Here is a 14886-nt window from a genome sequence, read left to right as displayed (position 1 = left end):
TTTCCGCTGAGCCACGGAGGGCGAATCGGAAACCCCCGTTCGAAGCCCGACCCGGGCCCGTAGGGCAATCAACAACCGGCCGCGGAGCGGCCCTTCCTTCGCGGGTCGCCGCAGGCGTGGCCCCGAGGGTGGCACCCGCCGGCTCTTGCTCCAAGACGCCAAGGCTCTCGCTCCAAGCCCCCCCCCGCCCACACAGGCTCAAGCAAACCGCCCCGCCGCCGATACGCTCCGCGACACCCCCTTTCGCAAGCCCAGGCACGACATGGCCCGCCCGCTGCTCGACACCGTCGAAACCTTTACCCGCCTGGCCGGACACAACCGCGTGGCCATGCTGCTGTTCCGCCTGGGCGACCGCCAGGCGTTCGGCATCAACGTGTTCAAGGTGCGCGAGGTACTGCGCCGCCCGCGGCTGGAGCGCATGCCCAGCATGCACGAGCTGGTCTCGGGCAGCTTCGACTACCGCGGCCAGACCATTCCGGTGGTCGACCTGGCCGCGGCCATGGGCTACCCGCCGCTGGCCGACGTCGCCAGCGCGCACCTGATCGTCACGGAGTTCAACCGTTCCGTGCAGGGCTTCCTCGTCTCCGACGTGGATCGCATCGTTCATATCGACGGCTCGAACATGGCCGCGCCGCCGCCGGCCCTGGGCTATGGGGCGCGGGTGAACGCGGTGACCCGCCTCGACGGCGACCTGCTTGCCGTGGTCGATGTGGAGCAAGTGCTGGCCAGCGTGGACCCTCGCGCCGTGGAGCTCTCGGAACGCGTCCAGCAGGCCGCCCACGTACAGCAGGTCGGCAGCCGCCGCGTGCTGGTGGTGGACGATTCCCTGGTCGCCCGCACCCAGATCGTCGACCTGTTCCGCAAGATGGACCTGGAATGCGTGGTGGCGAAGGACGGCAAGGAAGGCCTGGAGAAACTGCGCGAGCTGGCGGCCGGCCCGGCGGCCGATCGTGTCGCGCTGGTCGTGTCGGACATCGAGATGCCGCTCATGGACGGTTACGCGCTCACCCGCGCCATCCGCGAGGAGCCGGGCCTGCGCCATTACAAGGTCCTGCTGCACAGCTCGCTCAGCGGCGTATTCAACGAGGCGATGGTCGAGCGCGTGGGTGCCGACCGCTTCATCGCCAAGTTCCAGCCGGACGTGCTGGCCACGGCCGTGCTGGAACTGCTCCCGGCCTGACGTTGACCTGACACGGAGGCCATCGCGCCGCGTCGGAATTCCGACGCAGCCTAGGGTCGCTTCCCTGTACCACCCCGAAAACGGCGCTACGGCGCCGTTTTTCGTGAAGCCTGCCGCGTGGCACGCGTCTTGCTCAACCCCTCGGGCCAGGATCACCGAGGGGAAAGCCCATGATCGATTCATCCGACAAGCTGTTCGGCGTACACGCCCAGGCCCTTGGCCTGTGGCAGCGCCGTGCCGAGGTCATTTCCTCCAACCTCGCCAACGCCGATACGCCGGGCTTCCTCGCTCGCGACCTCGACTTCAAGAAGGCCATGAGCGCCGCCACGGGTGCCACCGACGGCACCACGCTGCCGATGACGGCGACCGAGTCCGGCCACATCGGCGGCAACCCGGCCGTGGCGCTGGGCGAAGCCAACAAGATGGCCTATCGCGCCGAGACGCAGCCGTCCATGGACGGCAACACCGTCGACACCCAGGTCGAGCAGGCGCAGTTCGCCGCCAACGCCATCCATTACCAGGCGTCGCTCAGCTTCATCAACGCGCAGATCCACACCATGCGCCTCGCCATCACCGGGACCGCCTCATGAGCCTGCTGAAGATCTTCGATGTGGCCGGTTCGGGCATGGCCGCCCAGTCCGCCCGGCTCAATACCACCGCCAGCAACATGGCCAACGCCGACAGCCTGTCGGGCAGCGAGGCCACCGCGTACCGCGCGAAGCAGCCCACGTTTGCCGCTGTGCAGCAGCAGGTGGACGGGCAGACGGAAAACGGCGGTGTGCGCACGCTCGGCGTCACCGAAAGCCAGGCCCCCGTGCAGTCGCGCTACGAGCCGGCCAATCCGCTCGCGGATACCAATGGCTATGTCTATTCAAGCAACGTCAACCCGGTCGACGAGCTGGTCAACATGATCTCCGCGTCGCGCTCCTACCAGAACAACGTCGAAGTCATGAACAGCGCCAAGCAGCTCATGCAGAAGACGCTGGACCTCGGCAAATAAGGCCCCCTTCCCATGGTCGATTCCGTTACCGGTACCGCCTCCACGTCGTCGTCCACGACCGCGTCCACCTCCGCCGCGTCCTCGTCCAGCCAGTTGAAGGAGCAGACCCTCAACCAGTCCGACTTCCTGAAGCTGATGGTCACCCAGATGACCAACCAGGACCCGACCAAGCCGATGGACTCCACGCAGATGGTCGCGCAGATGGCGCAGTTCTCGCAGGTGGCGGCCACGCAGCAGTTGCAGGGCTCGTTCGATTCGCTGTCCACCAACCTCACCGGCGACCAGTTCGTCCGTGCGGCGTCGCTGGTCGGCAAGGATGCGCTGGTGCCCTCCACGGCGGCCAAGCTCGAGGGAAGCGCCATGAGCGGCGCGGTCAACGTGGGCAGCTCCGGCACCTACGTGAACGTCCAGATCAAGGACGCCTCCGGCAACGTGGTGCGCAACATCCCGATGGGGCAGCCGGATGCCGGCCTGCAGACCTTCGCCTGGGACGGCAAATCCGACGACGGCACGCAGCTGGCCGACGGCGTGTACCAGATGTCCGCCACTTCCGGCGGCACCGCGATCAATACCTTCGTTCGCGGAAAGGTGGAAGGCGTCGGCGCTTCGGGCACCGACGGTACTTACGTGCAGGTGGCCGGCTACGGCGGTGCCCTGCTCAGCCAGATCGCACAAATCCTGTAACTCCAGCAAGGAATACCCACCATGCCTTTCGATATCGCCCTCAGCGGCATCAACGCGGCGTCTTCCGACCTGGAAGTCACGGCCAACAACATCGCCAACGTCAACACCGTCGGCTACAAGGGCTCGCGCGCCGAGTTCTCGCAGGTCTACTCGGTGGCCGGTGAAAACCTCTCCGCCACCGCCGCCGGCAGCGGCGTGCGCCTGACCAACATCGCCCAGCAGTTCGGCGACGGCAACGTCACCCAGACCGGCAACTCGTACGATTTCGCCCTGAGCGGCGCGGGCTTCTTCACGCTGCGCGACGCCTCCGGCTACTCGTACTCGCGCGCGGGCAACTTCCATCCGGACGACAACGGCAACATCGTCAACGCCACCGGTCAGAACCTGCAGGTCTACCCGCCCACCGCCACCGGTGGCTTCGACATCAGTGCCCTGAAGGACCTGAAGATCACCACGGGTACCAGCGCGGCCAAGGCATCCGGCACCGTGGGCCTGACCGCCAACCTGTCCTCGTCGGACACGGTCAAGACCGCTGCCTTCGATCCCACGAACGACCAGAGCTACAACTACGTGTCGACCTTCCAGTCGTACGACTCGCTGGGCGCGACGCACACCACCAACGTCTATTACGTCAAGGATGCGGCCACGCCCAACTCGTGGAACGCCTACATGACCCTGGACGGCGCCCAGGTCGGTACAGCGCAGCCGCTGACCTTCAGCTCGGGCGGTTCGCTGACCACCCCGGCCAACGGCAAGCTGAACTTCGGTGCGGCCTCGCCCAACGCCGGCGCGGCGCCGATCAACCTGTCGGTCGACATGACCAAGGTCACCCAGTTCGGCAGTTCGTATTCCACCTCGGCGATCACGAATGACGGCTTCGCCGCCGGCAAGTTCTCCAAGATCGACGTCTCCAAGGACGGTACGGTCTCGGCGGTCTACACCAACGGCGTATCCACGCCGATGGGCCAGCTGGCCATCGCCACGTTCGCCAACAACCAGGGCCTGCGCCAGCAGAACGACACCAACTGGGTGGCCTCGGTCGATTCCGGCCAGCCGATCCGCGGCGTAGCGGGTTCCGGTGACGTGGGCTCGGTGCAGGCCGGCTCGCTCGAGGCATCCAACACGGCCGACCTCACCGCCCAGCTGGTCAACATGATCAAGGCGCAGCGCAACTACCAGGCCAACGCCCAGGTCATCTCGACCGACAACACGTTGACCCAGACCATCATCAACATCCGCAACTAAGCGGGGGCCTAAGCCATGGATCGTTCCGTCTATGTCGCCATGACCGGGGCCTCGCAGATCATGCGGGCCCAGGCCGAAGTGGCGCACAACCTGGCCAATGCCAACACGGCCGGCTTCAAGGCCGAGCTGTCGGCGTTCCAGAGCATGCCCGTGAAGGGCGACGGCCTGCAGACGCGGATCAACGGCGTCGCCCAGGGCACGGGCTGGGACACCACGGCCGGCCAGCAGATGCACACCGGCAACGACCTCGACATCTCGGTGCAGGGCGATGGCTGGATCGCCGTGCAGACCCCGGACGGCACCGAAGGCTACACGCGGGCGGGCAACCTCCGCGTGGACGCCGACGGATTGTTGACGGACATGCGCGGCAATGCCGTCCTCGGCGGCGGCGGCCCGATCACCATCCCGCAGTCCACCAGCGTGAAGATCGGCTCGGATGGCACGATTTCCGTCGTGCCGCTGGGTGAAAGCCCGGCCACGGTGGCCACCACGGACCGGATCAAGCTGGTCAACCCGGGCAACGACCAGCTGACCTATGCCAGCGACGGCCTGATGCACATGAAAGACGGCTCCCAGGCGCCGGCCGACGCCAACGTCAAGGTGGTCAACGGCACCCTGGAATCCAGCAACGTCAACCCCTCCGACGTGCTGGTGAAGATGATTTCCCTGTCCCGCGAATTCGAAATGCAGGTCCGATCGATCAAGACGGCGGACGAAAACGCCCAGTCGGCATCGAAATTGCTACAGGTGGGTTAACCCCCACCAGGCGACGCAAAACCGTCGCCGGTATGTAGAGCGCCAACGCGCAGGAGTCAACGATGTTCACGTCCCTCTGGATCGCCAAGACCGGCCTCGACGCTCAGCAGACGAAGATGGACGTCGTCTCCAACAACCTGGCCAACACCAACACCACGGGCTTCAAGCGCGCCCGCGCCGAGTTCGAAGACCTGTCCTACCAGAACCGTGGACAGGCCGGCGCCCAGACCACCGAGCAGACGCAGTCGCCCACGGGCTTCATGATCGGCACTGGTGTGCGCGTGGTGGGCACCCAGAAGATGTTCGAGCAGGGCGGCGTGCAGCAGACCGACAACCCGCTGGACGTGCGCATCGACGGCCGCGGCTTCCTCCAGGTGACCTTGCCCGACGGCACGGTCGGCTACACCCGTGATGGCTCGCTCAAGCGCGACCAGGACGGCCAGATGGTCACCAACGACGGTTACCCGCTGGAGCCGTCCATCACCATTCCGGCCAACGCCTCCACCGTGACCATCGGCACCGACGGCACCGTGAGCGTCACCGTGCAGGGCTCCGCCGCCGCGCAGAACATCGGCACGATCCAGCTGGCCGACTTCGTCAACCCCGCCGGCCTCCAGCCCAAGGGCGACAACCTCTACGTGGAAACCGCGTCCAGCGGTGCGCCGCAGACCGGCACCGCCGGCCTCAATGGGCTGGGCACGCTCAACCAGAACAGTCTCGAAACCTCGAACGTCAACGTCGTCGAGGAGATGGTGAACATGATCGAGACACAGCGCGCCTACGAGATGAATTCGAAGGCGATCACCGCATCCGATCAGATGCTCCAGACCATCACGAACAAGACCTGAGACACGTCATGAATCGCACCTTCGCCCGTGTTTTCTCCGCCGCGCTGCCGCTGGCCCTCCTGGGTGGCTGCGCCATCGTGCCGCCCACGCCGCGGCCGATGTACGCCGCCACGCTGCCGGAAGACCCGACCGCGCAGCCGCGCGCCACGGGCTCGATCTATGCCGACCAGCAGTCGATGGAACTGTTCGCCGACCCGCGTGCGCATCGCATCGGCGACATCCTGACCATCACGCTGGTGGAATCCACCCAGGCCAGCAAGAAGGCCAAGACCAACACCAGCAAGAAGAACGGCAACACCATCACCTCGCCCACCCTGCTGGGCCAGGGCCTGCGCATCGGTGGCAACACGGCCGACAGTTCGCTGGCCAGCAACAACGCCTTCACCGGCGACGGCTCCAGCGAGCAGAGCAACCAGCTCACCGGCGAGATCACGGTCACCGTGGCGCAGCGCCTGTCCAACGGCGCGCTGGTGGTGCGCGGTGAGAAATGGCTGACGATCAACCAGGGCGAGGAACTGGTGCGCATCTCCGGCATCGTGCGTCCGCAGGACATCGGCAACGACAACATCGTCGCTTCCAGTCGCGTGGCCGACGCCCGCATCGAATACGTGGGCAAGGGCACGCTGGCCGACTCGAACACGCGCGGCTGGCTGTCGCGGTTCTTCGATTCCAAGTGGATGCCGTTCTGATGAAGGCCCTGCCGCGCTTCCTCACCCTCGTACGCAGCGCTGCCATCGTGCTCGCGCTGGGCGCCGTGCTGCCCGCCCACGCCGATCGCATCCGCGACCTGGTGCAGGTCGGCGGCGTGCGCAGCAACCAGCTGATCGGCTACGGCCTGGTGGTGGGCCTGGACGGCAGCGGCGACCAGACCAGCCAGGCGCCCTTTACCACGCAAAGCCTGGAAAACATGCTGCAGCAGTTCGGCGTCAACGTGCCAGCCAACGTGCGTCCGCAGCTGAAGAACGCCGCGGCGGTCACCATCACGGCCGACCTGCCGCCGTTCGCCAAGCCGGGCCAGCGCATCGACGTTACCGTGGCCTCCATCGCCAACGCCAAGAGCATCCGTGGCGGCCAGCTGCTGATGTCGCCGCTCAAGGGCGCCGACGGCCAGGTCTATGCCATCGCGCAGGGCAGTGTCATCGTTGGTGGTGTCAGCGCCCAGGGCAAGAGCGGCTCCAGCGTCCAGGTCAACATTTCCTCCAGCGGTCGCATCCCGGGCGGCGCCAGCATCGAGCGCAGCGTGGCCTCGTCGTTCGACAAGGGCGGCGACCTCATGCTCAACCTCAACACGGCCGACTTCACCACCGCGGCGCGCATCGCCCAGGCGGTCAACCAGAACTTCGGCGCCGGCACGGCCAACGCCATGGATTCCGGCTCCGTCGCCGTGCGCGCGCCGATCGATCCCTCGCAGCGCGTGGCCTGGTTGTCCACCATCCAGTCCCTGGAAGTGACCCCGGGCGACGCGCCGGCGCGGATCATCATCAACTCGCGCACCGGTACGGTGGTGATCGGTTCCGACGTGAAGGTGGGCGCCGCAGCCGTGGCCCATGGCTCCATCCAGGTGACCATCAGCGAGCAGCCGCAGGTCAGTCAGCCGGGCGCGTTCAGCCGCGGCCAGACGGCCGTGGTGCCGAGCAGCCAGGTGGCCGTCAGCGAAGACGGCGGGCACATGTTCAAGTTCGGTCCGGGCACCAGCCTCGACGCCATCGTGCGGGCCGTCAACCAGGTCGGCGCATCGCCGAGCGACCTCATTTCCATCCTGCAGGCGCTGAAAGAATCCGGCGCCCTGCACGCTGAATTGGTGGTGATCTGACATGGTAAACGCGGCCGACAACCTGAAGCTTGGCACCTACACGGATATGTCCGGGTTCGCGGGCCTGCGTTCGGCCGCGCAGAAGGACCAGGCGTCGGCGTTGCCGGTCGTCGCCAAGCAGTTCGAATCGATCTTCACCCAGATGATGCTGAAGTCCATGCGCGACGCCAGTTCGGCGATGGGCGACGACATCATGGGCTCGCAGGCGGGCAGCGCCTACCGCGACATGTTCGACAAGCAGCTGTCGGTCACCCTGTCCCAGGGCAAGGGCATCGGCATCGCCGACATGCTGATCCGTCAGCTCGGCGGCGCGCAGTCGGCCCAGGGCGGCTCCAGCGACAACACGCTTTTCGCGGGTGTCACGGGCGTGGCCAGCACGGCTGACGCCGTGTCGTCCAAGTCCGATCAGGACAGCGGGTTGATGAACTCCCTGGAGCGCATCCTGGGCAGCGCCGGCAAGGCGGTGGGTGACGGCGCCAGCGCCGTGGCCAGCGCGGTCGGCAAGCTGACCATCGGCTCGCCGGAGGAATTCGTGCAGAAGCTGGCGCCGCATGCCATCGAGGCGGCGAAGAAGCTCGGGGTGTCGGTACGCGCGCTGCTGGCCCAGGCGGCGCTGGAAACCGGCTGGGGCAAGCACATGCCCGCGCAGGGCAGCACCACCAGCTTCAACATGTTCGGTATCAAGGCCGGCAGCAGCTGGGACGGCAAGCGCGTCAACGTGCCCACCCTCGAATACGAAAACGGTGTGGCCGTGCGCAAGAAGGACAGCTTCCGCGCCTATGACTCACCGTCGGATTCGTTCAAGGACTACGCCGATATGGTCGCGAACAGCCCACGCTATGCGGACGCGGTGGGCCGGGGTGACGACGTCAAAGGGTTCGCCAAGGCGCTGGTCGACGGCGGTTACGCCACCGATCCCAGCTACGCCCAGAAGCTTGCCGCCATCGCCAACGGGCCGGTGATGAAGCAGGCACTGGCCGCCCTCGAACATATCGCCGCCGAACTGTAAGGAAGGAACGCAACGATGGCCGATCTGCTTTCCACAGGTGTTTCAGGACTGCTTGCCTCGCAAGTGGGCCTTTCCACCGTCGGACACAACATCAGCAACGTCAACACCGCGGGGTACACGCGGCAGACGACGTCGTTCAATGCGCGCACGCCGGAATACAACGGCGGCTTCTACGTCGGCCAGGGCGCCGATGCGGTCAGCGTGCAGCGCGCCTATAGCCAGTTCCTCACCCAGTCCATGTGGTCGGCCAACTCGGGCCAGTCGCGCGCGTCGCAGTACGCCACGCTCACGGCGTCGGTCAATAACGTGGTCAGCGGCTCGGCCAACCTGCAGACGGCGCTGGACGGCTTCTTCGGCGCGGTCAGTGACGTCGCCAACGCGCCGGTGGATACCGCCAGCCGGCAGGCGCTGCTGGGCAAGGCCAGCACGCTGGTGTCGACCTTCCGTTCGCTGTCCTCGCAGTTCCAGCAGCTCGATCAGCAAAGCAACACGCAGATAAGCAATGCGGTGGATTCGATCAACGCGCTGACCAAGAGCATCGCCGGCCTCAACGGGCAGATCCAGCAGGGCTATGCGGGCGGCGCGGTGCCGAACGACCTGCTCGACGCGCGTGACCAGGCGGTTTCCCAGCTGTCGCAGCTGGTCGGCGTCAGCGTCACCCAAAACGACAACCACATGGTCACCGTAACGGTGGGTAACGGGCTGTCGCTGGTCAACGGCACCGATTCCGCCCAGCTGTCCACGGCGGCCAACGTCTACGATTCTTCCCGGCTGGAAGTGACCGGCCCCGGCGGCGCGGTGATCAGCAGCCAGCTCGGCTCGGGCTCCCTGGGTGCCACGTTCGACTTCCGCACCAATGTTCTCGACCCGGCGCGCAACCAGCTCGGTCGCTCCGCCATCGCCATGACCGCCGCCTTCAACCAGCAGCACGCGCAAGGCATCGACCTCAACGGCGCAGCCGGCGGCAACTTCTTCACGATCGCCAATCCGGCTGTCTACAACAGCACGGCGAACAAGGGCACCGGTTCGATCACCGCTACCGTCGCCGATCCGTCCAAACTCGATGCCTCCGACTACGTGCTGCGCTTCGATGGCGCCCAGTGGACGGCATCGACGACGGCCGGTGCCACGGTGCCGATGACCGGCACAGGATCGGCCACCGATCCGTTCAAGATCGGTGGCCTGTCGATGGTGGTCGGCGCGGGCGCGGTGGCCGGCGATTCCTTCCAGATCCAGCCGACCCGCAATGCCGCGTCGTCCATGAGCGTGGCGATCAGCGATACCAGCAAGATCGCCGCCTCCGGCCCGCTCGCCGCCCTCAAGGGCGCGTCCAACACGGGCAAGGCGACGCTGGGCAACCTCACCGTTACCGATGTCGCCAATCCGGCGTTCAACACGCCGGCCAGCATCGTGTTCACGTCGCCCACCACCTATACCGTCAACGGCGGCGCCGCGCAGACCTACGCCTCCGGTGACACCATCACCGGCAATGGCTGGACGCTAAAGCTTTCCGGCGTGCCGGCCGCTAACGATACGTTTACCGTGAAGCCCGCCGGCACGGCCAGCGGCGACAACGGCAACGCGCTGGCGTTGGCGAACGTCGCCAACAAGGGCATCCTCGACAACGGCGTGACCACGGTGGGCAAGTCGTATAGCCAGTTGATCGCGCAGGTGGGTACGGCCGGTTCGCAGGCCAACACGGCGCTGTCCGCGCAGCAGAGCATCCTCGACCAGGCCACGGCGTCGCAACAGAGCCTGTCCGGCGTCAACATGGACGAGGAAGCCGCCAATCTCCTGCGTTTCCAGCAGGCCTACTCCGCGTCCGCCCAGGTGATCACCACGGCGAACACCATTTTCCAGTCCCTCCTGAGCGCGGTGAGAAACTGATGCGTATTTCGACGTCATGGGGTGCCCAGCAGTCCGTCAACAGCATGCTGGACCGGCAGTACCAGCTGTCGCAGACGCAGCTCGCGCTGGGCAACGGCAAGGCCATCCAGTCGCCGGCCGACAACCCGGCCGCCGCCGCGCGCTCCGTGGACATCAGTGCGGCCAGCGCGCAGAACGACCAGTACACGCGCAACATCAACTCGGCCACGACGCGACTGTCGACGGAAGAAACCGCGCTGTCGTCCGCCGGCAACATCCTCGATCGCGTGCGCACCCTCACCTTGCAGGGCGTCAACGGCACACAGACCGACCAGTCCCGGCAGTCGATCGCTACTGAACTGCGGCAGACGCTCAACCAGCTCGTGGCACTGGGCAATACCAAGGACGGGCAGGGCGAATACGTCTTCGCCGGCAGCCGCACCACCACACAGCCTTTTACGATCGACGGCTTGTCGGTCAGCTACGGCGGCGACCAGACCCAGCGCATGGTGGCCGCGGCCGCCGGCCTGCAGGTCGCCACCGGCGACAGCGGCGACGACGTCTTCATGGCGATCCGCGGCGGTAACGGCACCTTCGTGACCTCGGCCGCGGCCGCCAACACGGGCACGGCGGTGGTCGGCTCCACCTCGGTCACCGACGCCACGCAGTGGGATGGCGGCCAGTACTCGGTCAACTTCACGTCGGCCACCACGTATGAAGTGCATGACGCCACCAATCCGACCGGGCCGGCGCTGTCCACGGGCACGTATACGGGCGATGTCGGCACGATCAACTTCAAGGGCGCGCAGCTCAATGTCACGGGTACGCCCGCGACGGGCGACTCCTTCAGCGTAGGGCCGTCCTCCTCGCAGGACGTCTTTTCAACCATCGCGGGCATCATCCAGGCGTTCGAAGCGCCAGGCGGCAGCGCGGCGATGAACAACCAGGTCAACGGGCAGCTGCAGAACCTCGACCAGGCCTCCACGAATTTCATGAACACGCGTACCCGCATCGGCGCACGCATGAACACGCTGGATCAGCAGTCGGACATCGGCTCGGACGTGAAGTTGTCCTACGACAGCACGCTTTCGGACCTGAACGACCTGGACTATGCCAGCGCCGCCAGTAAGTACACGCAGCAGCAGACGGCATTGGATGCCGCCCAGCAGTCCTACGTGAAGATGCAGAACCTCTCGCTGTTCAATTACCTGAAGTAGTCGATCGCTCCATCCGTAAAACCGTGCGTATGCGTCGAGGCAGGGTGGCCTGCCGATGCCACTTACAAGGTTTCAGTCGATCAGTCCTAAACCCTTTCGGGGTGCTGCCGATAAATTGACTGAAGGGGCCTGGGCGTCACCATCCGAGCCCCTCGAAGCAAGAAAGTAGTTGACAGTTAGAAAAAGCTCTCAAGTTTCCTCCCGGCGTGCCGTAAACCTCTCTGAGGCGGAAGGCTTCCTTCACGGAACCCCGCCGGACTACGCCGCACAACCTCCGGCATTTCGGTTCCGCTTAAAAAGGATCAATCCCATGGCACTGACCATCAACACCAATATCATGTCGATGAACGCTCAGCGTAACCTGAGCATGACGCAGACCAAGCTGTCTTCGGCCATCGAGCGTCTCTCGTCGGGTAGCAAGATCAACAGCGCGAAGGACGACGCCGCCGGCCTCGCCATCTCCACCCGCATGACCACTCAGATCAACGGTCTGAACCGCGCGGTGCAGAATGCCAACGACGGTATCTCGCTGTCGCAGACGACCGAGTCGGCTCTGGACGAAGTCACGAACAACCTGCAGCGCATCCGCGAGCTGGCCGTGCAGTCCACCAACGCGTCCAACTCCTCGTCGGATCGCGCCGCGCTCGACGCCGAAGTGCAGCAGCGCCTCTCGGAAGTCACGCGTATCGCCACGCAGACCAACTTCAACGGCATGAAGGTCCTGGACGGTTCCGCCCAGAACCTCAGCTTCCAGGTCGGCGCGAACGTCGGTGAAGTCATCAACGTCAGCCTCAACCAGGGCATGAAGTCCAACCAGGTCGGCCAGCTGGCCGCCGGTTCCGCCACCCCGCCGCTCGTCGCCACGGCCGCCGTCGCCGGTACCAAGGGCACGACCGTCGCTGGCTCGGCCACGACCAACTTCGACTTCTCGACCACCGCGTCGTCGTTCTCGGTCAATGGGCAGACGGTCACGCTGAACCAGAACTATACCAACGCCGCTGGCCTCGCCACCGCGATCAACACCCAGCTTTCGGCCAACGGTTCCGGCGCGTCGGCTACCCAGACGGGTGGTACGTTCACCTTCACCAACACGGCCAACGGTGCGACGTCGCCGACCGTCGCTGGTGCAGGCGCCGCCGCGCTGTTCGGTACCACGACCTCGACGGCCGGTACGGCCGACGTCGCCGTCGGCGATGCCACGCCGATCACGCTGGCTGCGGGCGACTTGACCCTGAAGGTCGGCAGCAACGCTGCATTCAGTGTCACCGGTACCTTCAAGTCCACGCAGGACATGGCCGACGCGATCAACTCGAAGTCCGGCGAAGGTATCAATGCCTATGTCGCCACCGATGGCTCGCTGAAGTTCGCGTCCTCCTCGGCCATCACCGTCGGCGGCACCAAGGCAGCGGCCTCGGGCTTCACCGCTGGTGCTGTCGCCGTCTCGACCACCTCCACCCTGGCCGATTCCAGCGTGAAGACGGTCGATGGCGCCAACGACACGATCAACCGCATCGATGCCGCGCTGCAGTCGGTCTCCGACCTGCGCTCCACCCTCGGCGCGGTGCAGAACCGCTTCGAGTCGACCATCTCCAACCTGCAGAACATCTCGCAGAACCTGAGCTCGTCGAAGTCGGCCATCACCGACACCGACTTCGCCCAGGAAACGGCGAACATGTCCTCGGCTCAGATCCTGCAGCAGGCCGGTGTCTCCGTCCTCGCCCAGGCCAACCAGAGCCAGCAGATCGTCACCAAGCTGCTCCAGTAACAGCGGTGACACCGCCACCCCGGGTCATCCCGGGGTTGGCAGGGTAATTGCTTAGTTGTCCATGGCTGGCTCCAAAAAGGGGCCAGCCGTCGGCAAATTGGCGCCCAGGCAGTGAGGCGTCTTCACGGAGAGTCTCATGGCCACCGGTTCAACCAGCGTCTCGATCGGCTCCAGCTCTATCGACGTCACCTCGATCGTCAACAACCTCGTTGCCAACAAGCGCGCGGCCAAAGACAAACAGATCGCCGCGGCGCAGAGCAGCACCACCACCCAGATTTCGGCGATCGGCAATTTCAACTCGTCCCTGACGAGCTTGCAGTCCGCCATCAAGGCGCTGAGCGACGGCACTGCGTTCAAGGCGCAGAAGACCACGGTCGGCGACTCCACCATCCTTACGGCTACAGCCGACGCCTCGGCTAAGCCCAGCGTCTATAACGTCAACGTTACCCAGCTCGCCGCATCGCAGAAGACCACCTCGGTGGCCTTTACCGATGCGAAGACGGCGGTGGGTACGGGCACCCTCACCCTCGCGGTGGGCTCGAAGTCCATGAGCGTCGATATCACTGCGCCGGCGAACACGCTGCAGGACGTCCGCGACGCGATCAACAACTCCAAGAGCAACCCTGGCGTCAGCGCCTCCATCGTCACCGGCACCGATGGCGCCCACCTCGTGCTCACCTCGCTGACTACCGGCGCGGCGAACGCCTTCACCGTCACGTCCAGCGGTGGCGACGGCGGGCTGGCCAAGCTCAATTTCGACCCCAGCACGTCCACGCCGACGATCAAGGCTCAGGATGCCCTGTTCACCATCGACGGGACCGCGGCCAGCAGCGCCACCAATACCACGGGCGTGGCGATTGACGGGGTCACGCTTTCGCTGGCCAAGGTCGGCACCAGCAGTGTCACGATCGCGACGGACACCAGCGCCGTCAGCACGGCGATGCAGTCGCTGGTCACGTCCTATAACTCGTTCGTGTCCACGTACAGCACGCTGACCAAATACGATGCGACCAACCAGCAGGTCGGCGCCCTGATCGGCGACGCTACGATCAACTCGATCAAGAACCAGGTCTCCACGCTTCTCGGCTCACAGCTCACCGGTGCCACCGCCAGCCCGCGGTCGCTGAGCGACCTGGGCGTCCAGTTCCAGGTGGACGGCACACTGAAGTACGACGCCACCAAGCTGACCGGCGCCCTGGCGACCAATCCGGGTGGCGTCCAGGCACTGCTCAGCGGCAGCAGCGGCATCGCGCCTAAGCTCGACGCGCTGATCACCGGCTGGACGTCCTCCAGCGGCATCCTGACCCAGCGTACGACCAACCTGAACCAGAAGATCAAGGATCTGACCGCTCAGCAGACCGCCTATGACCGGACCATCAGCGACTACACGACTCGGCTGACCACGCAGTACGGCGCGCTGGACGCGATGATGACCAAGCTCAGCAACACCAGCAGCTTTCTGACGCAGCAGTTCGATTCGCTGTCCAAATCGTCCTGATAAGG

General features: G+C 65.6%; 14 protein-coding genes. All 14 read left to right on the top strand.

Going from position 1 to position 14886, the window contains the following annotated elements; genetic code table 11:
- Positions 1–262: 262 nt before the first annotated feature.
- The 14 genes from QRN34_RS16715 to fliD all read left to right on the top strand — a co-directional run bounded on the left by QRN34_RS16715 (position 263) and on the right by fliD (position 14881).
- A complete protein-coding gene (locus tag QRN34_RS16715; RefSeq protein WP_285406208.1) occupies positions 263–1180 on the top strand; it encodes a chemotaxis protein in 918 nt (305 codons plus the stop codon).
- 170 nt (positions 1181–1350) lie between these two features.
- Positions 1351–1770 (top strand): flagellar basal body rod protein FlgB, encoded by a 420-nt coding sequence (flgB, locus tag QRN34_RS16710; RefSeq protein WP_285406206.1) that lies wholly within the window; start codon positions 1351–1353, stop codon positions 1768–1770.
- Complete coding sequence (gene flgC, locus QRN34_RS16705) at positions 1767–2180, top strand: flagellar basal body rod protein FlgC (protein WP_285406203.1); 414 nt, start codon at positions 1767–1769, stop codon at positions 2178–2180. The genes flgB and flgC overlap by 4 nt, the downstream gene beginning before the upstream one ends.
- Before the next feature lie 12 nt (positions 2181–2192).
- Positions 2193–2864, top strand: a complete 672-nt coding sequence (locus QRN34_RS16700) for a flagellar hook capping FlgD N-terminal domain-containing protein (RefSeq protein WP_285406201.1) — start codon at positions 2193–2195, stop codon at positions 2862–2864.
- Positions 2865–2885: 21 nt separating this feature from the next.
- On the top strand, positions 2886–4109 hold the full coding sequence (gene flgE, locus QRN34_RS16695) for a flagellar hook protein FlgE (RefSeq protein WP_285406199.1): 1224 nt from the start codon (positions 2886–2888) through the stop codon (positions 4107–4109).
- Between the two features lie 15 nt (positions 4110–4124).
- Positions 4125–4865 (top strand): flagellar basal-body rod protein FlgF, encoded by a 741-nt coding sequence (flgF, locus tag QRN34_RS16690; protein ID WP_036137034.1) that lies wholly within the window; start codon positions 4125–4127, stop codon positions 4863–4865.
- 62 nt (positions 4866–4927) lie between these two features.
- The gene (flgG, locus tag QRN34_RS16685; protein ID WP_036137032.1) at positions 4928–5713 is read left to right on the top strand and encodes a flagellar basal-body rod protein FlgG; all 786 of its coding nucleotides are present in this window, start codon (positions 4928–4930) and stop codon (positions 5711–5713) included.
- Positions 5714–5721: 8 nt separating this feature from the next.
- On the top strand, positions 5722–6402 hold the full coding sequence (flgH, locus tag QRN34_RS16680; RefSeq protein WP_285406196.1) for a flagellar basal body L-ring protein FlgH: 681 nt from the start codon (positions 5722–5724) through the stop codon (positions 6400–6402).
- The gene (locus QRN34_RS16675; protein ID WP_285406193.1) at positions 6402–7526 is read left to right on the top strand and encodes a flagellar basal body P-ring protein FlgI; all 1125 of its coding nucleotides are present in this window, start codon (positions 6402–6404) and stop codon (positions 7524–7526) included. Before flgH ends, QRN34_RS16675 begins: the two co-directional genes overlap by 1 nt.
- 1 nt (position 7527) lies before the next feature.
- Entirely contained in the window at positions 7528–8535 is a 1008-nt protein-coding gene (gene flgJ, locus QRN34_RS16670; protein ID WP_036137030.1) for a flagellar assembly peptidoglycan hydrolase FlgJ, read from the top strand.
- A gap of 15 nt (positions 8536–8550) precedes the next feature.
- Complete coding sequence (gene flgK / locus QRN34_RS16665; RefSeq protein ID WP_285406189.1) at positions 8551–10422, top strand: flagellar hook-associated protein FlgK; 1872 nt, start codon at positions 8551–8553, stop codon at positions 10420–10422.
- Entirely contained in the window at positions 10422–11618 is a 1197-nt protein-coding gene (gene flgL / locus QRN34_RS16660; RefSeq protein ID WP_036137027.1) for a flagellar hook-associated protein FlgL, read from the top strand. Before flgK ends, flgL begins: the two co-directional genes overlap by 1 nt.
- A 310-nt stretch (positions 11619–11928) precedes the next feature.
- Positions 11929–13383 (top strand): flagellin, encoded by a 1455-nt coding sequence (locus QRN34_RS16655; protein ID WP_285406185.1) that lies wholly within the window; start codon positions 11929–11931, stop codon positions 13381–13383.
- Between the two features lie 136 nt (positions 13384–13519).
- The gene (gene fliD, locus QRN34_RS16650; protein WP_036137021.1) at positions 13520–14881 is read left to right on the top strand and encodes a flagellar filament capping protein FliD; all 1362 of its coding nucleotides are present in this window, start codon (positions 13520–13522) and stop codon (positions 14879–14881) included.
- The last annotated feature ends 5 nt before the right edge of the window (positions 14882–14886 follow it).

Origin of the sequence: Luteibacter sp. ME-Dv--P-043b, assembly GCF_030209605.1 — a bacterium.
GTDB lineage: Bacteria > Pseudomonadota > Gammaproteobacteria > Xanthomonadales > Rhodanobacteraceae > Luteibacter.
The sequence above is the reverse complement of the archived record's forward strand: the minus strand, read 5'-3'. Positions and strand labels throughout refer to the sequence as shown.